The organism is Methanococcoides sp. NM1 (genome assembly GCF_900774285.1).
Taxonomy (GTDB): domain Archaea; phylum Halobacteriota; class Methanosarcinia; order Methanosarcinales; family Methanosarcinaceae; genus Methanococcoides; species Methanococcoides vulcani.
Map to the genome: position 1 here is coordinate 139,271 of NZ_CAAGTW010000003.1, position 21,751 is coordinate 161,021.

26 protein-coding genes are annotated in these 21,751 nt (G+C 43.4%); 10 read left to right on the forward strand and 16 right to left on the reverse strand.

Annotated elements, in window-relative coordinates:
* Nucleotides 1–133: 133 nt before the first annotated feature.
* The 7 genes from E7X56_RS04175 to E7X56_RS04205 all read right to left on the reverse strand — a co-directional run bounded on the left by E7X56_RS04175 (nucleotide 134) and on the right by E7X56_RS04205 (nucleotide 5,392).
* Nucleotides 134–400 (reverse strand): hypothetical protein, encoded by a 267-nt coding sequence (locus E7X56_RS04175; RefSeq protein WP_135605140.1) that lies wholly within the window; start codon nucleotides 398–400, stop codon nucleotides 134–136.
* A gap of 224 nt (nucleotides 401–624) precedes the next feature.
* Nucleotides 625–1,242 carry a hypothetical protein gene (locus tag E7X56_RS04180; protein ID WP_135605142.1) on the reverse strand — a complete coding sequence of 206 codons (618 nt, stop codon included), beginning with the start codon at nucleotides 1,240–1,242 and terminating at the stop codon, nucleotides 625–627.
* A 39-nt stretch (nucleotides 1,243–1,281) separates the two neighbouring features.
* Entirely contained in the window at nucleotides 1,282–2,535 is a 1,254-nt protein-coding gene (locus E7X56_RS04185; RefSeq protein WP_135605144.1) for a C39 family peptidase, read from the reverse strand.
* A 1,029-nt stretch (nucleotides 2,536–3,564) separates the two neighbouring features.
* On the reverse strand, nucleotides 3,565–3,996 hold the full coding sequence (locus E7X56_RS04190) for a hypothetical protein (protein ID WP_135605146.1): 432 nt from the start codon (nucleotides 3,994–3,996) through the stop codon (nucleotides 3,565–3,567).
* Nucleotides 3,997–3,999: 3 nt separating this feature from the next.
* On the reverse strand, nucleotides 4,000–4,191 hold the full coding sequence (locus E7X56_RS04195; protein ID WP_091688773.1) for a hypothetical protein: 192 nt from the start codon (nucleotides 4,189–4,191) through the stop codon (nucleotides 4,000–4,002).
* 305 nt (nucleotides 4,192–4,496) lie between these two features.
* Nucleotides 4,497–4,856, reverse strand: a complete 360-nt coding sequence (locus tag E7X56_RS04200) for a carboxymuconolactone decarboxylase family protein (RefSeq protein WP_135605148.1) — start codon at nucleotides 4,854–4,856, stop codon at nucleotides 4,497–4,499.
* A 5-nt stretch (nucleotides 4,857–4,861) separates the two neighbouring features.
* Nucleotides 4,862–5,392 (reverse strand): ferritin, encoded by a 531-nt coding sequence (locus E7X56_RS04205; RefSeq protein WP_135605150.1) that lies wholly within the window; start codon nucleotides 5,390–5,392, stop codon nucleotides 4,862–4,864.
* 279 nt (nucleotides 5,393–5,671) lie between these two features.
* On the opposite strand from E7X56_RS04205, the gene cca reads away from it, so the two are divergent.
* Entirely contained in the window at nucleotides 5,672–7,012 is a 1,341-nt protein-coding gene (gene cca, locus E7X56_RS04210; RefSeq protein WP_135605151.1) for a CCA tRNA nucleotidyltransferase, read from the forward strand.
* A 6-nt stretch (nucleotides 7,013–7,018) separates the two neighbouring features.
* Here the strand turns inward: cca and E7X56_RS04215 are convergent, their stop codons facing one another.
* The 5 genes from E7X56_RS04215 to E7X56_RS04235 form a co-directional block, all read right to left on the reverse strand.
* Entirely contained in the window at nucleotides 7,019–7,858 is an 840-nt protein-coding gene (locus E7X56_RS04215) for a DNA-3-methyladenine glycosylase (RefSeq protein WP_135605153.1), read from the reverse strand.
* Nucleotides 7,859–7,893: 35 nt separating this feature from the next.
* On the reverse strand, nucleotides 7,894–8,484 hold the full coding sequence (locus tag E7X56_RS04220; RefSeq protein ID WP_135605155.1) for an indolepyruvate oxidoreductase subunit beta: 591 nt from the start codon (nucleotides 8,482–8,484) through the stop codon (nucleotides 7,894–7,896).
* Nucleotides 8,481–10,286: an indolepyruvate ferredoxin oxidoreductase subunit alpha gene (gene iorA / locus E7X56_RS04225; RefSeq protein WP_135605157.1), complete on the reverse strand. Its 1,806-nt coding sequence runs from the start codon at nucleotides 10,284–10,286 to the stop codon at nucleotides 8,481–8,483. The genes E7X56_RS04220 and iorA overlap by 4 nt, the downstream gene beginning before the upstream one ends.
* A gap of 130 nt (nucleotides 10,287–10,416) precedes the next feature.
* On the reverse strand, nucleotides 10,417–11,025 hold the full coding sequence (locus E7X56_RS04230) for a hypothetical protein (protein ID WP_135605160.1): 609 nt from the start codon (nucleotides 11,023–11,025) through the stop codon (nucleotides 10,417–10,419).
* The gene (locus tag E7X56_RS04235; protein ID WP_135605161.1) at nucleotides 11,009–11,233 is read right to left on the reverse strand and encodes a hypothetical protein; all 225 of its coding nucleotides are present in this window, start codon (nucleotides 11,231–11,233) and stop codon (nucleotides 11,009–11,011) included. Before E7X56_RS04235 ends, E7X56_RS04230 begins: the two co-directional genes overlap by 17 nt.
* Nucleotides 11,234–11,288: 55 nt before the next feature.
* Between E7X56_RS04235 and E7X56_RS04240 the strand changes: the two genes are divergently transcribed.
* The 3 genes from E7X56_RS04240 to E7X56_RS04250 all read left to right on the forward strand — a co-directional run bounded on the left by E7X56_RS04240 (nucleotide 11,289) and on the right by E7X56_RS04250 (nucleotide 15,412).
* On the forward strand, nucleotides 11,289–11,636 hold the full coding sequence (locus E7X56_RS04240) for a MarR family transcriptional regulator (RefSeq protein WP_135605163.1): 348 nt from the start codon (nucleotides 11,289–11,291) through the stop codon (nucleotides 11,634–11,636).
* The gene (locus E7X56_RS04245) at nucleotides 11,637–12,254 is read left to right on the forward strand and encodes a 4Fe-4S binding protein (RefSeq protein ID WP_210409242.1); all 618 of its coding nucleotides are present in this window, start codon (nucleotides 11,637–11,639) and stop codon (nucleotides 12,252–12,254) included. It abuts the gene before it with no gap.
* Between the two features lie 110 nt (nucleotides 12,255–12,364).
* Nucleotides 12,365–15,412 carry an FAD-binding and (Fe-S)-binding domain-containing protein gene (locus E7X56_RS04250; protein WP_135605165.1) on the forward strand — a complete coding sequence of 1,016 codons (3,048 nt, stop codon included), beginning with the start codon at nucleotides 12,365–12,367 and terminating at the stop codon, nucleotides 15,410–15,412.
* Between the two features lie 11 nt (nucleotides 15,413–15,423).
* On the opposite strand, the gene E7X56_RS12295 is transcribed toward E7X56_RS04250, so the two are convergent.
* Nucleotides 15,424–15,699, reverse strand: coding sequence for a hypothetical protein (locus tag E7X56_RS12295; protein ID WP_371413346.1), 276 nt, complete (start codon nucleotides 15,697–15,699; stop codon nucleotides 15,424–15,426).
* Between the two features lie 250 nt (nucleotides 15,700–15,949).
* Here E7X56_RS12295 and E7X56_RS04255 point away from each other — a divergent pair, with 250 nt between their 5' ends.
* The 5 genes from E7X56_RS04255 (at nucleotide 15,950) to E7X56_RS04275 (ending at nucleotide 19,937) form a co-directional block, all read left to right on the forward strand.
* A complete protein-coding gene (locus E7X56_RS04255) occupies nucleotides 15,950–16,579 on the forward strand; it encodes an ATP-binding cassette domain-containing protein (protein WP_135605167.1) in 630 nt (209 codons plus the stop codon).
* Nucleotides 16,580–17,377, forward strand: coding sequence for an ABC transporter permease (locus E7X56_RS04260; RefSeq protein ID WP_135605170.1), 798 nt, complete (start codon nucleotides 16,580–16,582; stop codon nucleotides 17,375–17,377).
* Between the two features lie 133 nt (nucleotides 17,378–17,510).
* Entirely contained in the window at nucleotides 17,511–18,038 is a 528-nt protein-coding gene (locus E7X56_RS04265; RefSeq protein ID WP_167879440.1) for a YbaY family lipoprotein, read from the forward strand.
* A gap of 34 nt (nucleotides 18,039–18,072) precedes the next feature.
* The gene (locus tag E7X56_RS04270) at nucleotides 18,073–18,402 is read left to right on the forward strand and encodes a hypothetical protein (RefSeq protein WP_135605175.1); all 330 of its coding nucleotides are present in this window, start codon (nucleotides 18,073–18,075) and stop codon (nucleotides 18,400–18,402) included.
* Nucleotides 18,403–18,422: 20 nt separating this feature from the next.
* The gene (locus tag E7X56_RS04275; RefSeq protein WP_167879441.1) at nucleotides 18,423–19,937 is read left to right on the forward strand and encodes a protease inhibitor I42 family protein; all 1,515 of its coding nucleotides are present in this window, start codon (nucleotides 18,423–18,425) and stop codon (nucleotides 19,935–19,937) included.
* Between the two features lie 15 nt (nucleotides 19,938–19,952).
* On the opposite strand, the gene E7X56_RS12045 is transcribed toward E7X56_RS04275, so the two are convergent.
* Together E7X56_RS12045 and E7X56_RS12050 are read right to left on the reverse strand one after the other, a co-directional pair.
* Nucleotides 19,953–20,222: a M23 family metallopeptidase gene (locus E7X56_RS12045; protein WP_244603392.1), complete on the reverse strand. Its 270-nt coding sequence runs from the start codon at nucleotides 20,220–20,222 to the stop codon at nucleotides 19,953–19,955.
* Complete coding sequence (locus E7X56_RS12050) at nucleotides 20,219–20,494, reverse strand: M23 family metallopeptidase (protein WP_244603393.1); 276 nt, start codon at nucleotides 20,492–20,494, stop codon at nucleotides 20,219–20,221. The genes E7X56_RS12045 and E7X56_RS12050 overlap by 4 nt, the downstream gene beginning before the upstream one ends.
* 66 nt (nucleotides 20,495–20,560) lie before the next feature.
* On the opposite strand from E7X56_RS12050, the gene E7X56_RS04285 reads away from it, so the two are divergent.
* Entirely contained in the window at nucleotides 20,561–20,860 is a 300-nt protein-coding gene (locus tag E7X56_RS04285) for a carboxymuconolactone decarboxylase family protein (protein ID WP_135605179.1), read from the forward strand.
* A gap of 74 nt (nucleotides 20,861–20,934) precedes the next feature.
* Here the strand turns inward: E7X56_RS04285 and E7X56_RS04290 are convergent, their stop codons facing one another.
* Nucleotides 20,935–21,738: a 4Fe-4S binding protein gene (locus tag E7X56_RS04290; RefSeq protein WP_244603394.1), complete on the reverse strand. Its 804-nt coding sequence runs from the start codon at nucleotides 21,736–21,738 to the stop codon at nucleotides 20,935–20,937.
* Nucleotides 21,739–21,751: the final 13 nt, after the last annotated feature.

Here is a 21,751-nt window from a genome sequence, read left to right on the forward strand (position 1 = left end):
GGTGTACTTTGACCTAAAAACTTATTTATCCCAAATTTGAAAGTACACATCCTATCCATCCAATGTACCGGCCCTTGAGGTAAATAGTATGCCTCTGAGTTCAATCAATAAATCCTCTGATAAAAATTACCACTCAGAACAGAAAACAACATATCGCAAGAATGTTGTACTGTATTTCTTTTATTGATGCAAAATAGCCTTCCATACCAGCGAGGATGGCCAGAATTCCAAAATAAGCAAGAATCCCCATACTGATAAATTCTCCAGATATGATTGAACTCAATTCGAAATAAAGGAAAAGTCCGACCACAGGTACCACTCCAATTATGACGGATCCGATCTTATCCCTTGTGATCAATCCATACATGATTAGGGCCAGTGCGAGAAGAAATAATCCCAAAATCTCAATCAGAGATGTCAATGAGCTACCAATTGTTGTATCTAATTATGTTCAAAATGAAATACTCCAGTTGTAGTAACGATAATCACTGAAGATATGATTATTGAAATGACTAAATTTTTAATGTTCATTAATTTTTCCACCAATGTTCTGAACAATAAAAAGGTGGATTGAACCGCCTCCTGGATACTATTCAATTTTCATTTATCACAGTAGCTTTCCCATTATATTTTTAGACCTTCTACTGTTCCATCTTCATTAGCCATATAATATGACTTTGCAATCAGCTTTTTTAATACTGGAGTTTGTTCTGAGAGATTAACAGATTCTCTGGTTCCATAGTAAACTATAAAGTAGTCTTCTCTGCTTTCAAGGAATGGATTTTTATATACCAAAAAATATCCGGACGTTATTTCACTTTCATACTTGGTGGCATCGAAACGTTTTGGACCTAGTGTTGGTCGCCAGACATTCTTACTTTCAAGTCTTTTGATTTCTTCATCTATTTCTTCACTTATATCTAATTGTAGAGTAGAAATTTTTCCATGTTCTGATAAATATTCGTTCAATTCATTCTCTGATTGCAGGAACTTTTTATCATCATCAAAGTACCATACAGCTAACATCGTCCTTCGTGTATAATTCCCATAACTGCAAAATTTTGAGATTTTTGGAAAGAATGGAGTACATTCTTGTTTACTATCAGTGATTGATTTTGGGACATACCAATCTGGCATGGATTCAGAAGGGGGGAGACCTGGACCAATCGTAATGAAATCAAGAATAAACCATACTCCAACAGCAGTTATAAAAAGTACCAACAGAATTGCTTTTTTGTTCATTTTCCATACCTTAAAATTCTGTAAAAATAAAGTGGGTGATTAAGGTCTCACCCATGTTGCCATTGCACCCCACCAGTTTCCAAACGCTATGTAATGGTGATTTTCTGTATCCCAGGTATCATGTATGAAAACATAGTCTTCGGTCCCATCGGAGTATCCAATACAAGTAACACGATGATCTCCATAGGGTTGAGAATATCCACTGCCTGTGCCACCCTGTAACATATTAATCACAAAAGGTCTGTTCCCATCCACTTCAGTTTTTACTTCATTCCATGATACATAGTAATCATTGCTTGCATCGAAGTTGCTATATCCATGATTTTTGCAGACTGTCTCTATCCCGTTGTCAATATCCCATGGCCAAGTCCCTCCATCCGGCCGTGGCCAATCAGATGTTTCCATTGCAGCTGCCAACTCTTCTATCAGTGGCTTTTCGTCGCTGGAAAGGAGAATATTTGGATAACCATGGATGTCCCAATATCCCAGCACCATCGCAGCTGCGGTTGGAGAACACCCTACATGCCATAGATAGTTAGGTACGTCATAGATATATCCCAAACTACCGGATAATGTACTTTCTGTTGTGGTGCTCTCCATCAACATTCTTTCTTCTAAAGCATCCCATTGTACACTAGCTTCCTCCTTTTTCATCTGCTGTTGTTGTAGTAAATCCCCTTCACCGATTGGGATTTCCATCTGTAATTCGGTAAAGTCTACTATCGATGGTGCTGTCAAATCCACTACTACACTGTCTACAGTTTTTCCATGTGCATCTATCAGAGGATACTCCTTATAGTAAAAAGTTGCACCCAGATAAAGAGGTCTTGCTTTTCCAATGGATAATTTGTTTTTGTTTGCACGCTCTTTTGCCATTGTTTCAGAACGAGTTGTAAGTTCTGCTATTGCATTTGGTGTTTTGCCTTTTGAGAACTCAAGAATCGGGTAATTATCCTTCGTTGCTGAAACAAGAATATATCCTGCATACTGTCCATTTTCAATTACGTTGAAGGCATAAGCCGATTTTTTACCATCGAGATCATAATATACTTCGGATTGTTCCACAGTTGCTTCTTGCCATCCCTGGAAGTTTTCCATAAACGACGGGATGTATCGTACATAATATGAAGCAACTGCTTCAGCATCTTCTATACTAACATCGTTTGTTGAATTGACATATTGATCTTTGTTTGGAAGCCCACTTTGCGCACTCACAGCCGGTACAAATGCCATGCTTACCAGCAACATTGCGGCAAGTATCACACCCATCCCAAATTTCATGTTTATTTTCATTTATTTTATCTCCTGCTTTATTCATTCCAGAAGGCAAAGCTAGGCTTATATAGTACAAAGGTTAAAACCTAATCATGCCTCCGGGCACGTGGGGTTCAGCTTCTACCCAAATCCGGTTGAGCCCCCACTCCAGAAAAATCTATTACTTTCATCTTATACATTAATTACTGTGATGAATATTCATCGATCCGGTTAATATTAATCAGTCCGATTAATATTCACCATTCTGATTAATGTCGGAAACAGGATAATTCCGGGATATTTTCATGATGTTGCTTGTGTTTTTGGTGTCTGCAATGGTCATTTCCACTAAAATGTGCCACTGCATTGGAATTTACCGCTCTCAGTCGAGGTCTCTGCAGGAGCAATGTGAAGCTAGGAAGGTCACACAATCCTTGTCATCACCACTTCGATATAAATAAAATTCCAAAATTGCCCAAGATCAACAGTGATATGTTCCGGGATTCAATGGATTATACAGTTATTACTCCTATATCCATGGGAAAGTTGGAAGTATTTGCTTTATTTATATCTATATCTACAGAACTCCAGGCATGTGGCAGTGTTCTACAAGTGTCCGTAATATTTCTGTCTAAACTAACTTTAAATTCATACTCTCCCTCTGCCCAATACATATATTTTCCCTTAGACCATGGCATTGACCATCGAAACAGTAGCCATAATGATTTAGGTTGCGATACGTGCTCTTCGGGAGCCAATTCATACGTTTCTTTGAATATGGATTTATTATGTGAGTCAAATACTTCAACGATTACTTCATGGCTTTGGAGATCATTGTTATTTATATAAAATAGAGGTGTTGGAGATCCGACCAATAAAAGAGGATAAACAATAAAGTAACTCAGCAGAATTAGCACCAAAATTTCTAAGCTAATGAGTAGTTTAGTATTTTTTTAATAATTATACCCCCACTTTGACAGTTCTATTTTTTAACCCTATATAATTTGACAGTGCATGCACTCCCCACCAAATGTACTGAATTTTCAGGTGAACAGCATGCCTCTGAGTTCAATCAACAAACCCTCTTATAAAAAATACTACCCAGAACAGAAAACAACATATCGCAAGAATATTGTACTGTATTTCTTTTATTGATGCAAAATAGCCTTCCAAACCACCGAGGACAGCCAGGATCCCAAAATAAGTAAGAGTATCCATACTGGTAAAGTCTCCTGATATGATTAAGCTCAAATATATATTAAGAAAAAGTCCGATTACAGGTATAACTCCAATTATAACGGATCCGATTTTATCCCTTGTAATCAATCCATACATAATAGGAGCTATCGGTAAAAGAAACATGCTGAAAAACACAATAGGAAATGTCAATAAGTCCCCAATTGTTGTGCGCAATGCGTGCTCTAGATGGTTTACTCCAGTTGTAATAACGATGATCACTGAAGATATGATAATTGAGAGTATTAATTTTTTGATGTCCATTTATTACCCTTCAATGTTTGAAAACAGAGATTTAGCAAAATCCTCCTTAATAAATTCCCAACTTTGTTCCTTCCAATAAAAGTTTTTCACTCTTATAGTAACTAATGTATTCAGTGTTACTGAAGCAGCAGGTGATATAAGTAGACCTATTAGACCAGCAAATCCTGCAACTGTAATTGTTCCTGCAAGACCCAATTGAGCTCAACATTGTAAAAATCTATGACTGTTATCATATATATCAATTACTGTGACAATCTTTCATCGATCCGATTGATATTAATCAGCCCGAAGAATATCCTTTATTCTGATTAATGTCCGGAGCAAGGCAATTTTAGGACATATTTTGTAATGTTCTTTGTAGCTTCAGTGATAAAATTTACAGCAAACAAAAAGATCGTGGGGTTTTGCAAATCCAATGGCCTCAGGTATTGCATCATATGCAACATTGAAGCACAAAGTTATTGTGACCACAAAAAAGAAGTTAAGGCTTTGATAAAGCCTTAGAATCCAAGTTTATCCATTTCCGGCAGCACATCGGTGCTGATGTCAGTAAAGTTCTGGATTCCGCCAGCCCATGAGGCCATCATCATTGCATCATTGATCTCAGCTCTTGTAGCACCGTGCTTCTTGAGCTTCACAAGGATCTTCTTGGCACTGTTGGTGTTGTTCCTGGAGCAGGCTATGGCGAAGACAATGAGGTGTTTGTTCTTCATTGAAAGTCCGTCTTCCCTGTCCTTCCAGATAGCCTTGTAGAACCCTGCAAGTCCCTGTCCGAAGTCATCGTCCATCTCTTTAGCCATTCTGATAGCTTTCGGCATAGAGCCTTTGACCTGCTTTACTTCTTCTGGATTTCCTGTCACAAATATCACCTGACCTGTGTCCAGTCAGTTACTGCTGCAGGCGGGTTGAATATCCTTGTTGCAAGTTCCTTGTCGATCATGAACAGGCCGTTACCTTCCTCGCCTGCAAGTTTGAGCTTGTCGATGATCTCATTGTCATTCCCTTCTTCCTCGATCTGCTCGGTGATGTACCACTGGAGGAAGATATGGGTTGCATGGTCCTTCTCTTCTATTGCAAGGTCAACAAGGTCATTGATTGAACGTGTGATGAACTGCTCATGCTCAAGGGTTGCATAGAACATATCAAGTGCAGTGCCGAAATCCTGTGGTGGTTTTTCTATCTCCATAAGTTCGACCGGAGCTCCCTGATCACTAATATAATTGTAGAGCTTCATGGCGTGTACCATCTCTTCCTGATACTGGATCATGAACCAGTTCGCGAACCCGTTAAGTCCGATGTTCGAACTGTAAGCGGACATTGCCATGTAGAGGTATGCAGAATACATTTCCTTGTTGATCTGTGAGTTAAGCGCATCGACCATCTTTTCACTTATCATGTTATAGACTCCTCCGTAGTGATCTTTAGTGGTTCCATTTCGGCACCGGCTCCCCGATATTTCCGGTCGTTCCCCCTGAGCCTCCGAATGGTATTTTTGTTCTGGAAGTACAGTAAAATATAGTTTTAATCTGTATAAATGGTTATCTGTTTTGGTAATTAAAGCATCTGTATAGTATCCTGCACACAAAAGAACCTGTATTCAAAAATGGTTCTATATCAAATGGTTTTATACCTTTGAGGAGTAGTATGTACAAGGACTATCATTGAGAGAGTGAACATGGAAGATATCAAAAACAGAATTCTGGATAAGATCAAGCCATCAGATGAAGAACGGGCACGCCTGACCAAAGTTGCCGATGAACTGATGTACAAGATCGATTGCATGACCTTTAAAGTTGGCTTAACGGGTGTAAAGACACAACTTGTAGGCTCAGCTGCCAGAGGTACTTGGATATCCGGAACTCATGATCTTGATATATTCATCATGTTCCCTGATACGACAAGCCGTGAGGACCTTGAAAGCTACGGTCTGTCCATTGGCCGGCAGATCGCAAAAGAAGCACAGGAGTGGGATGAACACTATGCTGAGCATCCTTACGTCAAGATGAAATACGGTGGTTTTGACGTTGATCTTGTTCCATGTTATAGTGTTTCCAGTGCATCATGTATCCTTTCTGCAGTGGACAGGACTCCTTTTCACAATGAGTTCATAAAGGCCCATCTCCATGGTCGCGAAGACGATGTACTGTTGCTCAAGCAGTTCATGAAAGGTACAGGTGTCTATGGCTCCGAACTTAAGACCGAAGGTTTCTCGGGGTATCTCACAGAGCTGTTGGTGATCAACTACGGTTCTTTCGAAAAGGTGCTGGAAGCTGCCTGTGAATGGCATCCGGGTCTGCTTCTGGACCACATGGAACACGGCTGCCTGAAATTCGAGGACCCTCTTGTTGTTATCGATCCCACAGACCCCCGAAGGAATGTGGCTGCAGCACTGTCTCTGGACAAGTTCTGTACGTTCATAGATGTTTCCAGAAGCTTCCTTAATGCTCCCGATGAAAGTATGTTCTTCTCTTCTGCAAAACCTCCTATCTCGGACGACGATCTGCTGGACAGGATGAATCGCCGTGGTACATCATTGATAGCTATTGTTTTCAAGACACCTGATGTTGTGGATGATATTTTCTATCCGCAGTTCGCGAAGATGGAACATTCCATTGTACCACTGCTTGAAAAGAACGAGTTTACCGTTTTGAAGGCAGGTAAATGGAGTGGCGAGGATTCGATCGTATTCCTGGAGATGTTGTCAAGAACACTTCCTGATGTGAAAAGGCACAGAGGGCCACCGGTTTGGGTACGAGCTCATGCTGAAGCATTCAGGGCAAAATATGTGGATAATCCGGATGCTTACTCGCTGAGCATTAAGGATGGTTTCTATGTTGCTGAGATCCCCCGCAAATATACCGATGCAGTTGTATTTCTGGAATCCGAAGTTGCCGGATGTTCCCTTGGAAAGCACATCTCAAAGAGCGTAAGGGAAGGGTTTACCATTCTTGAAGGTGAACAGATCCTTGAGTTGAATGACGAGGGACTTCGAAGTTTCATCAATAGCTGGCTTTGAGTGGCTTTAGATAAGGCCTTCGAGACGTTTCTGGTAGAACAGGTATTGCTGGGCGTAGCCGCAGTACTTCCCAAAATATTGCCTGCCCCAGTTTCCTATTTTTGTCTTGGTGACCTTGTCTTCAAAGAAAGGGTCATTGCCGTAGTAGGTCCTGACGATCTTCTCCACGTGGGTATCCACAGGGAAGCCTTCCATCTTATCAAAGGCGAACAGCAGGATACAGTCAGCAACCTTCTCACCGATACCCTCCAGTGACATCAGCTCTTTCTTTGCAGCCTGATAGTCAAGCCGGAACAGTTCATCAAGGACAATGTCCTCGCTTACAATGACATTTGCTGCCTTGATTATACGGGCTGTGCGAAATCCCATCTTGCATTCGCAAAGTTCATCACAGCAGGTTGCTGCGAGGTCTTCTGCTTTCGGGAAGCTGTAGAGACCGTCTTCCAGTTCTTCTCCGAACATTGCTGAAAGCATGGATATGTTCTTCTTGATACGCGGGATGTTCGAGGCAGTGGCAAGCATGTAGGAGATAAGGCATTCCCAGGGATCCTGACGTATCAAACGTAATCCGTGATATTTACGGATCGCAATATCCATATGCTCGTCCTTGTCGATCTGCTCGAATATTGCCGGCAGGTCGTCGTCGAGCCTGAAATAATGATAAAAAAAGTCTTCATCAAGAGATGAATCGACCAACAGGTCAGCGGTTCCAGGGTTCTGCTTTATGCGGGCAATAGCACCGTTGACAACGCCTGTCCACCAGTCACCGTCCTTATCCCAGCGGAACACCTGACCGCAGTCGAGCGTAAAATCCAGGTCGAGATCTTCTGTCCTGATGGTATACATCTCTGGTTAAAAAACAAAAAATTGAAGCTATGGTCTTATTCGACCATGCTTCTTCCCATTTCAAATGCTTTTACGTTCGTGTCAATGGTCTTTGGAGGGACCATCTCTTTAACGCGGTCAAGCAGGGTTTCCGTCTTGATAGGCAGGAAGTTGGAAACGGCTCCGACAAGGACAACGTTCGTTGCCTGCCTGCTTCCGGCCTCTGCTGCTTTTTCACCTGCATTGAAAGCGATGACGCGGTGTGTTTCCTTCAGCTTTTCCACGATGCTGTCAACAGGCGGGTAAGTTGCCTTTCCTGTACTGACCGTTACCGGGTAGACTGATTCGGTGTTCATGATGATGACACCGTCATCTGCAAGGAACTCGATGTAACGCAGGGCTTCCACGGGTTCGAGCGCGAGCAGACAATCTGCGCCTTTGAGCGGGATCATGGAGCCAAGGTCACAGCCAATACGGATGTGGTTGACAACTGAACCGCCACGCTGTGCCATTCCATGTGTTTCTGCTGCCCTTACGCTTTTTCCTTCAAGGACTGCTGACCTGCCGATGATATCTGATGCAAGGATCGCTCCCTGCCCACCGACACCTGAGATAACAAGATCAAATTCAGAAGCTTTACTGCTCATTTCTGCACCTCCACGATAGCATCGAACTTGCAGACTACACTACAGAGTCCACAACCTGTGCACATTGCATTGATATGTGCTTTCTTTGATTCTTTATCGAACTCGATAGCAGGACATCCGAGATTGACACACATTCTGCATCCGATACATTTCTCTGTATCAACTCTGAAAGGTATGCGTCTGACACCGGCTCTGCGTGCTGAGATGACACATGCCTGTTTTGTGATGACCACAGAAGGACCTTCGAAGTCCTTTGCACGTTTGAACACTTCTTCGGTGGCCTTGACATCATACGGATCGACGGTTTCCACGAATTCCGCACCAAGTCCGCGGCAGAGCAGTTCCATATCGACCTCTTTTGTAGGTTCGCCTGTGGATGTCAGTCCCATGCCAGGGTTTGGCTGGTGACCTGTCATTGCAGTGATACGGTTGTCAAGGATGGTTATTGTGATGTTGGCCTTGTTGTAGACCGCGTTGAGCAACCCATTCATCCCGGTATGGAAGAATGTGGAATCTCCAATGGAACAGCAGATAGGCTGCTTCTCACCTGCATCGTAGATACCTGATGCAACGGTGATACTTCCACCCATACATAGTGTTGTATCGACGGTTCCGTTCTGTATGCCAAGGGTGTAGCAACCGATGTCACTTGGGAACACAGCGTTCTTGCCGAAGACCTTCTTCATTGCATGGTAGGCCGCACGGTGTGAACATCCGGGACACATTGCAGGTGGTCTTGGTGGCAGTTCCATATCAATTTCAGCTATTTCCGGAACATTCGTTTCAATGCCGAAAGCTTCTCCGATCGCCTTTACACAGATATCGACTGTGAGTTCGCTGACCCTTGGAACAAGACCGTCTGTCTTACCGAGTATCTTCACAGGGCTTTCGATGTCCTTTGCTATGATCTTACAGCGGTCTTCCACTATAGGCTCAAGTTCCTCGATGACAAGCACTGTCTCAGCCTGCTCATACATCTTCCTGATAAGACCTTCAGGTACAGGATATGCACCGATCTTCAGGAAGGATACTTCCAGACCGAGGTTCTCCATGGCTTCCTTAGCATATACTGAGCCCAGGCCGGATGCGATGATGCCGATCTTTGAGTTCTCGTTGATGGTAAGGTCGTTCCATGGTGAGTTCTCAAGCTCTTCCCTGATACCGTCCTGTATCTCAAGGAGGTGTGGGTGCCTGAGTCTTGCATTGCTTGGGATCATTACCCAGCGTGAAGTGTCCTTTTCGAACTTTGCTTCGACACTGTGTTCGGTTATTGGCCCAAGCTCGATGTTGGATTTGCCGTGTGATATCCTTGTTGTTGGCCTGAATATCACAGGGAGCCCGAACTTCTCGGAAAGTTCGAATGCGTATGGGATCATGTCCTTTGCTTCCTGTGGGGTGGAAGGGTCAAGACATGGCATAAGTGAGAATTCGGAATACTTACGTGTGTCCTGTTCATTCTGTGATGAATGACATGCAGGATCATCAGCAACAATGATGATCATTCCACCTTTGACACCCATGTAAGAAAGTGTCATAAGGGGGTCTGCTGCAACGTTCAGACCGACGTGTTTCATTGTCACCACAGAACGCACACCTGTCATGGCAGCTCCTGCAGCAACCTCCATAGCAACTTTTTCATTAACTGACCATTCAACGTAGAAATCACGTTCTTTCATTGCAGATAACGTATCAACGATCTCAGAAGAAGGCGTACCGGGATACCCGGAGATAACTTTACCTCCTCCTTCCACGATACCGCGTGCGATCGCCACGTTTCCAAGCATATACTCGCGTGTGCTCATGTTAATCTCCTGCCGTTTTGATAATAGTCCATCATTGATAAATATGTAGGTAAAATCCGGCAGGCGATTCTTTTTTCCAATGTCGGTTGTTGTACGTTGGTGTATATGTATTGTTCATGTTCTCTTTTGTTCAATTTTCAAATCCACATTTTTCACAAAAATAGTTATTTTGGCTTGAATCCCATGAACATCTTCCACCGCATGCATTACATTTTTTGTAAGAAAATGTTCCGTTCTTATTTCTTTTTCCTTGAGAATCCACCCACGGGCTTGAAGCGATTAATTCACCTTCTGATGTGGTATTTGGAATGTTTGGGACTAATACTTGTCTTTTTTTGATGGGTGTTTTTGCTTCCGGGTTTACTTTTTTAGCATGTATGTTATTATTGTTATTATTTTGAATTATTTGAATTTTTATTTCATCTCCGATTTTCATACCAATATAGTTTTCAACATATATTCTAGAATTCATTTTTTTTGCAACGCCCAATCCAAATCTTGTTTTTTCTACAATTTTCACTTTGTATATTCTTCCCGTTCTAAAATGGTTTGGATTAGATTGCTTTTTTGAAAGGTTTGATTTTTTTGGAGCAATTTCAGATTTTGTTTTATTTCTTTTGTTTGAATTTTTCTCACAAATTTCTGGAAAACCTTGTTCAACCAATTTACATTGATATCTTTTTTCACATAATGAACAATTTAGATTTTCTTTGCTTCTTTTCTCAAAATCTTTCCTCATACAAATCATCTTCTTTATCGTATGAAACAATACAAATAGAAACATTATAAACATTTGGCAAGCAATGTGAAAGTATTGGTATGAACTGTTTATTTTTTGATATACTCTTGTATCCTGAATAATCTTTTACAATTTGAAAAACTGCCAGATCCTCACAGTTATCCACGGTACTGCCAAAACCATCCCTCTTCCTCCAGTACTTAACCATGTTTATATAGAACTGTGGCAATGTAGCAGTACTGATAATAAATGAAGGTGATTCAATGATAGATTTCGCATGTAAGGAATTCAAAATTAAAGATGTGATAAAATGTGCTCTGAACCTGACGCGGGCTGACATGAAAGTATTGGAGTACTTCTTTGAAGAGCCTGATATCTGGAGCAAAACGGAGCAGATCGCAATTCTTACAGAACTCGACCTTTCAACCGTCCAGAGGTCTGTCAAGAAGCTGCATGAGAAAGGTATACTGACAAAATCACAGAACAACCTCGACGGAGGCGGATATTCATTCATTTACAGGATAAACAGCAAAACAGAGATCAAAGAGCTGATCATGGGCATTGTCAGCAAATGGGTAACGAAGGTCGAACAGGAACTGGAGGGCTGGTAAATGCTTAAGATAACACCTTATCTTGGTTCTTTGGTGGTCATAGTCTCTCTCGGGGGTCTCTGGTATCCGATCCTTGGTTACTTCATGTTCCTTGTCATGGGTACACTGTTCATAACCAGCCTCTTCAGAGGGCGTTGGTTCTGTGGGAATCTCTGTCCACGTGGAAGCTACTTCGATTACGGGATTATCAAGATCTCAAAGAAAAGGAAGATCCCAAAGATCCTGTCAAGCATGTGGGTCAGGGTTCCTGCATTCACGCTCATGATGGCTCTCATGATGTACCGTATCTCAGTCACATTTGCTGCACAGAACACCTTTGAGCTCATCGGTACCATCCTTGTCTCAATGTGTCTTGTAACAACCATCATCGGCACAATGCTTGGAGGTTACTTCAATACAAGATCCTGGTGTAACGCCTGTCCAATGGGAACAATGCAGAGGTTCATCGGCGGTAACAAACACCAGCTTCAGATGGATCATGAGTCATGTGTTGACTGCAAGCTCTGTGAGAAGGTCTGTCCCATGGAACTTAAAGTTCGTGATATAGGCAACAACCCGGATTGTATCAAATGCGGACGATGTGTTGAGAAATGCCCGAAGGATTCACTGTCATTCTAAAATGAAGAATATTTGTTTCCAATTTTTTCTTTTTTAAATTGGATAAATCTCAAAAAATAACTTAAAAGTTTATATTGAAAAACGACCCACATTATAAGGAGGAAGATCGTATGGTAAAAAACACAGCAAACCTCACCTCCTCCCAGGAGGAGGAACTCGGTGGCATATTTGGCGACCGCGTGAATTTCAGCAAACGTGAAAGACACTTCTACTGTCATGATGTCGGAGCACTTCCGTCAATGGCAAAGATGATGTTAGGCAACACCGACCCTGCAGCGATAGTCAAATTGCGTACAGAGGATGATATTGTCAAACTGATGGATTTCTCACTAAAATATTCTATTCCTATTGTCCCCCGTGCCGGAGCATCATCCGGTTATGGTGGTGTCATTCCTACAAAAGGCGGTATCATTGCAGATGTCAACCTGATGAACGACATCATATCCATCGATCCTGAGAATATGACCGTAACTGTCGGAGCAGGTATCGTATGGGAACGCCTTGAGAGAAAGCTCAATGAAAAGGACCTTTCTGTCTGCGCCATGCCTTCAAGTGCCCCGGCTGCAACAGTAGGTGGGTGGCTTGCACAGAACGGTATCGGTTATGGTAGCTATGAATACGGCTGGTCACAGGACACCATGGTCTCTGCAAGAGCAGTACTGCCAACCGGCGAGGTCAGGGATTTCACAGGCGATGAAATGGACAGCCTCATCGGAAGTATGGGTACTGTTGGTATCATTACCCAGGTGACCCTGAAGATACGCAATAAGGAAGATACCGCATCCATCTCTGCGGAATTCGCTGATTCAGAGTCCATGCAGAAGGCTCTCCTGGAAGTATCTAAAGAAAAAGTGCCACTGTGGTCTATCTCATTTATAAATCCCGATTGGGCAGGCATGAAAAATGAAATGCCATTTTCTACCCACCATGGCGAACCGGTAGTCGAGGACAGGCCGGAATTGCCGAAGTCATATCTTTGTAACTTCATTTATCCAGAGTCAAGGGATGTTAGTTCCCTTGAAAATATCATAACCAGCAATGGTGGCAAGATCCTTTCTGAAGATATTTCCAAACATGAAGCCAGCGAATGGTTCCGTTCCATGAAGGTCAAGAGGCTTGGTCCTTCGTTCATCCCTGCGGAGATCATCGTTCCTGTTGACAAGGTCGGCAAGGTCTTCAATGAGATCAAAGCTAAGATCGATCTTCCTGTGCTCATAGAAGGTATGGTCGCAAAGGACGGAAATGTGATCCTCCTCTGTTTCATTCCTCACTCCGAGAGGTCATTCAAGTTCAACCTTGCATTCCCACTTGGTATCAGCATTATCAAGATCGCTGAGGAGAATGGTGGTAGAATCTATGCTTCAGGACTTTACTTTGCAAAAGAGGCAGAAAAGGTCTATGGTGACCGTCTTAAGAAGATGCTGGCACTGAAGCATCAGGTCGATCCGGATGATATCATGAACCCGGAGACCATCTCAGGTAAAGGCATCCTCAAGACCGGAATTGCATTCTCCAAGGCCTTCGAACCAATCATGAGATTTGTCGGAAACCGAAGCGGTGTAGGGAACGAGACGTTCAAAAAACAGAAGGATATCCCTGCAGACATCGTATCCCATGCATACACCTGTGCACAGTGTGGTTACTGTGTTGAGGAGTGTGACCAGTACTATGGTCGCGGATGGGAATCCCAGTCCCCGAGAGGTAAGTGGTTCTTTATCAAGGAATACCTTGCCGGAAGGGATAAAATGACACAGGAGCAGGCAGATACTTTCCTTGCCTGTACAACCTGTGAGCTATGTGACCACAGATGCCAGCTTGACCTTCCGATCAATGATTCCTGGATGACCATGAGGGAAGAACTGGTCTTAGAGCGTGGCATGATGACCATCCCGCCGTTCGAGATCATGGCTTCCAGCCTGCTTAAAGAGCGTAACATCTGGGGAGAATACCTCAAGAACAGGGAAGAATGGCTGCCAGATGACCTTAAGCCTAAGATCAAGGACAAGGCCGAATATGCTTACTTTGCAGGCTGTACCGCTTCCTTTGTGGAGAAGGACATCGCTGAAGCATCAGTGCGTCTGCTGACAGATGCAGGTATGGAGATAACATATCTTGGCAAGGAAGAATCCTGCTGTGGTATCCCTATGCTTGCTGCCGGCAAGTGGGATGTTTTCGAGAAGATCATGAGGATGAACATCGAGAACATGAAGAAGAAGGGTGTCAAGACCGTTATCACATCCTGTCCTGCATGCTGGCTGGTATGGGATACCTTCTATCGTCAGTGGGCGGAGAAGCTCGGTATCGAATACGACTTCGAGGCAAAGCACTATTCGCAGGTGCTTCAGGACAAGCTTGACATTCTTTCTGAGAAGTTCGTAACACCTCTTGACAAGGTCGTCACAATCCACGATGCATGTCACATGGGTCGTGCCGGTGGTATCTATGAGCCACCAAGGGACCTGATCAAATCGGTACCAGGTGTCGAACTGCGTGAAATGGAGCACAACAGGGCAGAAGGCCACTGTTGTGGTTCAGTGCTGACACTGGTTGCAGATCCGGATGTTGCTAACGTCATCGGTAACATGAGGCTGAAGGAGGCTGAGGATATCGGTGCTGACATTATGGTAGCTGCCTGTCCATGCTGTCAGGTACAGCTGAGAATAGCTGCAGAGAAGAGTGGCAGTCCGGTGGATGTCCAGGACCTTTCAGCAACCGTTGCCCGCAGTATGGGATATGATATTCCTGATACGACGAACACCGCACTTACCGCATGGGTGACATTCGACCAGATGATCGCGCTCCTGAAACCTGAGAACATGACCGACCTGATGGTGGAACTGTTGCCTCAGATGATGGATGCAATGCCTGCTCCGCTGCGTGGTATGATGAAGATGGTCAAGTACGTACCGGGCATGGACCTCCTGATGAAGCCAATGATGCCTGTCATGATGCCAATGCTTTTGCCATCCATAATGCCAAAGATCATGCCTGACATGCTCAAAGCTGTCGAGAAACGTGTTCAGATGTCCGATGATATGAAGGAGCAGATGCCTGATCTCATGCCACAGGCAATGGGGAACCTGATGCCGAACATGCTTCCGCAGATCATTCCAATGCTGACACCGAGGATGATCCAGTACATCAAGGAAGATCTGTAATGCAATAAGGGTTAACTGAGTGAAAAAGACAAACAGATTATCATAGAAGAAATAAAACAAGGATGGAAGATGTAAATCGCATCATTCTTCTGTCTTTTTTGTTTTCTTTGAATAACGTCTGATGGAATATTTTTCTGTGGACAGACTATTGATAGTTCCTCTTCCGTCCTTGTGATGGAGATTAATCCTTTATTTCTTGCCCAAACAGGCGTAGGGCTGGTTTTTTCCAGCCGAGAAATTCCAAGTCTGTCTTTCAGTAGAGTTAAGCGCAGCTTCTTGGTTTTCATTCCAATCGTATAGTTATTTAATTAGCCACATATCACAAGTGTTATTTTCATTCAACGAAAATAACACAAAATATGAAATATGTATGAACGAATATGTAGAATATGCTATTTTTGGATAAATACTTTCATATAACATTCGTGTGCAGTAGTGTTTAAAAGCATTTACTGGCAGTGACTGGTGTATTATCCTGCTGGGACATAAGGATTTTCCTATAAACCTATCTCAACATCATAAGGTGACCAAAAGCTCATGAGTTCAGAACTTTTGAATTATAAAGATATCTCCATCAGTTATGGTGAGAAAAAAGTATTATCGCATTTCGATCTTGATATTAAACAAGGGGATCGGATCCTGCTGAAAGGCAGGTCCGGTGCAGGCAAATCCACACTTTTAAAGATGCCAATGGGCTTTGCCCATCAAACAAGTGGAAACCTATATTTTAACAACAGTTTGCTTGATAGCAATACTGTATGGGATGCAAGGAAAAGGATTGCTTATGTATCTCAGGACCTTGACATCTACGAAGGCTCCGTTGACGAATTTATCGAGGAAGTATTTTCTTATTCATTTAATGAAGGAAAACTGGACCGGACCAAGCTCAGAAGGCTTCTTGTTTACTTGGGTTTTGAGAAGGATGTTCTTGATATGAATTTCGAAGAGCTCTCCGGTGGTGAAAAGCAGAGGATCGGCATTATAATGTCAGTACTCATAGGAAAGGACATCTACCTGCTTGATGAGATCACTTCCTCCCTTGATGCTGTATTAAAGGAAAAGGTCGCTAATTATTTCCTGGAACGCAAGGAATGGACCCTGGTGATAATTTCCCACGATAATGTATGGGAAAAGGAAAATGTGAAGGTCGTACCGGTGGGTGTTTGAATGGAAGTCTATGATATTAGCTATCTGTCTCTGGTAGCATGTTTTCTTTTGCTTGTAATACCTGTTTTTGTAAGTTACTACCTTAAACTCGGTATCATACATGATACAGTTGTTTCGGTTTCAAGGATGGTCGTACAACTTGCTTTTGTGGGTGTTTTCCTGACAGTGCTCTTTGATCTGAACAATTCAGTTGTGAACCTGCTATGGTTATTGGTCATGCTCATCATGGCAACCCATACTACAATAAGCGATGTCGGGCTTGATCTGAAGAAGTTGCTGGTGCCAACGATATTTTCGTTTATAATAGGTAATTTCCTGGTACTTCTTTACTTCAATATGTTTGTGGTGAACCTCGAGAATCTGTTTGATGCCCGATTTTTGATACCCATATTTGGAATGTTCCTCGGCAATTCCCTTCGTGGCAATATCATCAGCATTAGCAGCTTTTATGATACTATAAAAAGGAACGAGAATCGTTATCTGTACAGTTTGTCGCTGGGTGCGAAGAAGCATGAAGCTATTCTTCCCTATGCAAGAAAAAGTCTCGATCTGGCATTGAAACCCTCCATTGCAAATATGTCCACCATCGGCATAGTTGCATTACCGGGAATGATGACGGGTCAGATCATTGCAGGTTCCAGTCCGATCCTTGCTATCAAGTACCAGATGGCTATAATGGTCGGGATATATGTCTCCACTGTGATGACGGTAGCCATTGGCATATTTATGACGATCCGTTCAAGTTTTGACGATTATGGTATCCTTAAGCAAGATGTCTTCAAGTCAACAAATGCCTGATTATACCATTTTCTTCCTTTTTTCTTTTGTTGAATTTCCTGCTTCTAAGACTACGAATTATTTTGTAGCTTAAATAAATGATATATATCTACGAGCCATTTGTTCATTTAGTTAACATTGAGGAATGATAAAAATGAATAGATATTTTGCATTAGGCCTGACACTTTTGTTAGTAATGGCTGCTGCTTTTTCAATGGGTTGTACGGAAACCGCCTCCGATGGGCCGGCAGATGAGGTAATTGGAGTTGATGAAGTAGCAGATGAAGGAACAGACCATGAAGCCGATGAAGATGCTGAAGATCAGCGATCAGAAGAAAATGCTGTTCAGGGAATGATCATCTTCGATGAACCTGTGGAGTCCTTCTCTAATGCGACTATCTACCTGAAAGTTGAGGATGTAAGTCTTCAGGATGTTGCATCAGTTGTGATCTCAGAGGATACTATTACTGGTGTTTCCATGGATCGTGATAATATTGAGCCGATATCATACCTGATCAATCACCCGGAACTTGATGAAAGAATGACATATTCACTGTCAGTACATGTGGACGTGGATGGGGATGGAAGCCTTTCAAATGGTGACTATTATAGTACCTGGCACAACTCTGTACCTACAGATCCCGGGGTACATGATCTTGATGTTCATGTGGAAATGATCTGATAATAACGTCTAAAGAAAAAAGGGGACTATCGTTATGGACTGTGTATCAAATCCCGTAAACGTTGATAAGTTCCTGATCCTTCCTATTGCTGAAGGGTCAAGGACTGTAACTGAAGTGCTTTCAAGAGAAGGTTCTTTCAGGATACTGGAAGTGCTTTCGGAATATCCACTTTCTGTTCGGGAAATTTCCCGGAAGACCGGTCTTCCTTTTGTGGAGGTTGAAGATAAGGTACTGGCTTTGATGGAGTCCGATCTTGTAGAGATAAAGAGCACATCCTCCGGTCTGGAGGGGAAAGAAGATATCTACGGACCTGCTAAAAGGTTTGTTGCATTCTCTTCTGAAGACAATAGTATGGTTGTATGAGATCAACCTCTGGTGCGAACATGGTCACTAAAAACGTTGAAAATAAGAACAAGGCTGAAACTGAAGATACAGATCAGGAAAGTTCGGACAATGTAGTTGTGCTTCCGCTCAACGAAGATTCAAAGAAGATCACCCAGACGCTTTCCAATGAGAAGTCCCTGAAGATCCTGGACCTTCTTTCCGAAGAGCCCATGTCTGCAACGGATATTTCAAAAAAGCTCGGTCTTTCCATTACCACTATCAAGTACAACATTGACAGTTTGCTGGAAGCCGATCTTATCAAGGTACACAGGATAAAATGGAGTTCCAAAGGTCGTGAGGTCAAGATATACGAGCCGGTACAGAAACTGATCATAGTAGCTCCGGGAAACATGAATGTCAACAGGGCTTCCATAATTAGCATGCTGCAACAGTATATTGGTGTTATCGGTGCTGCATTCCTTGGTGCTGCAGGGCTTCAGTATCTGTCAAGACCTGTTGCTATAGGGAATGGAGATGCCTTCACAGCACCTGCAATGATGGCGTATGATATGGAAGAGGAAGTCCTCCGTGAAGCACCTATGGATATGGCTCCTTCGCTTGCTGCTGATGAGGTCGTAGAAGAAGTTGCAAAGGCAGTTCCTGAAGAAGCAGCTCCTCAACTCATGGACAGCGTTCATACGTTCTTTTCGAACCTTTCCGATAACATAGGTCTCTGGTTCTTCCTGGGATGTCTTTTTGCTGTCCTGCTAATGATGCTAAAAGGACGCTACTACGACAATGCCAGCAGTTCTACAAAGAGGTCCGTAAAACGCTACCTTCTACCGGTAATGCTTGTTGGTGTGGTGATAGCTGCACTTTCTGTGGGAATGGCTCCGGCGGAAGATGACCAATTCGTTTTCCCTGAGATCGAGAAGATACCCGCGGACTATGTTTTCACTGAGGAGGACAATGGCAGTACAGTATCGGTAAAAGCCGGAAGCATTGTACGTATCGATCTTGATGCACCATCGGATGGCTACTGGGATCTTTCAGGACGTGATGACCTGTCCATAAAGGAAGAGGGATATGGATATTCATCATCATACAGTCCTGCAGATGATGATTCTGTCTATGGATGGACCTTTGAGGCCCTGTCCATTGGTGAGAAATCCATTATGACAGAATACAATTCCTGGAACGGCCAGTCCTCTGTTCCGGAAGATTTCGAGATGACCCTGGTCGTGGAAGGGGATAATGAACTTTATCCTTCATTCATCGTGGATGGCTACTATTTCGGTAATGCGATTGAGATCAAAGAAGGTGAATGGATGCTTATCAGGCTGTTCGAATCCACAGCCGATACCTATGCTTGGAATATGACCTTGACGGACGGTCTCCAGGTAAGAGGGGATGAGTTCATCCCGCAATCAGAGGGGTCCCTTTATGGACAGCATGTATGGGAGATCGAGGCAATTGCAGTAGGTGGGCAGAATGTCTCTGCTGTCTACATGCAGCCAGAGGTGAACCTTACAGGATACGAACAGACCCTTGACCTTACGGTCAGGGTCCTGTGATCTATTTCTTAAACTTTAATTAATTTCAATGGACCTCAAGTATTCAGTAGGGTCAAGAAGCTTTTTGGGTCGATTATCTCCGAACCAATTGCCTCCGAGATAATCGCTATCTTCAACGACAGGATCAGCTTCCCACAGCTCAAAGTGGAGCATGCTGGGATTCTTGTCTTTTAGCTTCCGGATGTATTCGGGGGCATTCCCATCGATCTTCTCAATGTTCAGCACGGTCCCGACGTGACCGATCACCTGGCCGGCTTCAACGGTATCTCCGACTTTTACGTTCAAGGAACCAAGCTCGCCGTATTTGCAGAAAGGCCTGAACGATTCCTGATGATAATGTAATAGGTCTCATTCCAGTAAGATATCATTTCAGGAGATGTCATTGTCCCAACGTCGATAACTTCTCCGTGCTCAATAGCAATAACAGGTTCACCTTCAGGTGCATAGAGGTCGATACCGCAATGGTGCCGGTCTTTCCTGTCTTCCCAGAAGGACCCGCTTTCTCCGTTTTTCCGGAGGATGTTCTTTGTCTTGTCAGGTAAGGGAAATGCTCTCATAGCCATTTTGATTATGAACAAATTGATATATATTCCTGTCAGTCTTAACACGAAGGTGATCACAATATGTCAGAAAATCCACTTCAGGTCATAATAGATTCCGATGCAGACTTTTTCCAGCTTCTTGAGGATACACGTGTAAGTTCTTTCGAAGAAGACGGCATCCCGCTGAAATACAAGCTTCTTATGGCAATGGCCCTTGACGCATCAAAAGGTGCCGTGAACGGTGTAACCTCTCTTGCAGTACAGGCTATGGAAGCAGGAGCCACCAAAGAAGAGGTCATGCAGGCAGTAAAGGTCACCCATTACATATGCGGTGTCGGAAGTGTTTATGTTGCTGCAAATGCTTTAAAGGATGTCCTTTGATCCTTTTCATCATTTTTCTTTCCTGATTTTATTAGTCAGTGCAGGTTACTTATCCTTGATCCGTTCGTTTTCACTCATTTTCCACCGTAAGAACGGATATGTTCCCACGCATTGTGGTATTCTTTAAAATCATCCTTCTTTTCGTACATTGAAGCGTCTTCCCTTCCATAGGTCCTGCGATCCTCTCCTATCGGACAGACCTTTATGCAGATCCCGCAGGGCGATACATAGCGTTTGTTCAATTCATCGCTAAAGGAAGCACAGGCTTTCTTGTTGATTATTCCCTGAGGATAATTCTTTTCGTCAAGTGCATTCGATGGACACATTCTAACGCAGCGCATACAGTGGTTGCATAGCTGCTCTTCCATGATGTTGTCAGGCTCGAGTTCAGCAGTAGTGAGAATTGTACCGAAGCGTATCCGAGGGCCGTATTCAGGAGTAAGGATTGTGTTGTTCACTCCGAAGTTCCCAAGCCCGGCAAGAAATGCAGCGTGCCGGTGTGAAAAGAAAGCAACGGGGTTTTCCAGAAGTACCTTGATAGAGCCGTATCCGTCCCTTGGAATGAAGACTGAGGGGTATCCTTTCTCAGTAAGGAAGCTGGACAGGCGGTAAGTGTACTGGTCCAGCAGGCTGTTCACTGTTTTGTAGAGCTCCCTGTAATATATCGACGGGGAGGTTTCCAGTACCGGGAGGGTGACCGGCAGTCCGATGACGATCACAGACCTTGCTTCAGGGTAGATGGAATGGGGGTAGAACTCTTCCGGTATCCATGGTTGGAACAGGGGCTTTTCCCAGCGTTCAACATTGGCTACCCCTACCACAGGTATTTCCATTTCCCTGCATTTATCCAGAAGAACTTCCTTCTGATTATGTTCCATGACTCTTTCCTCG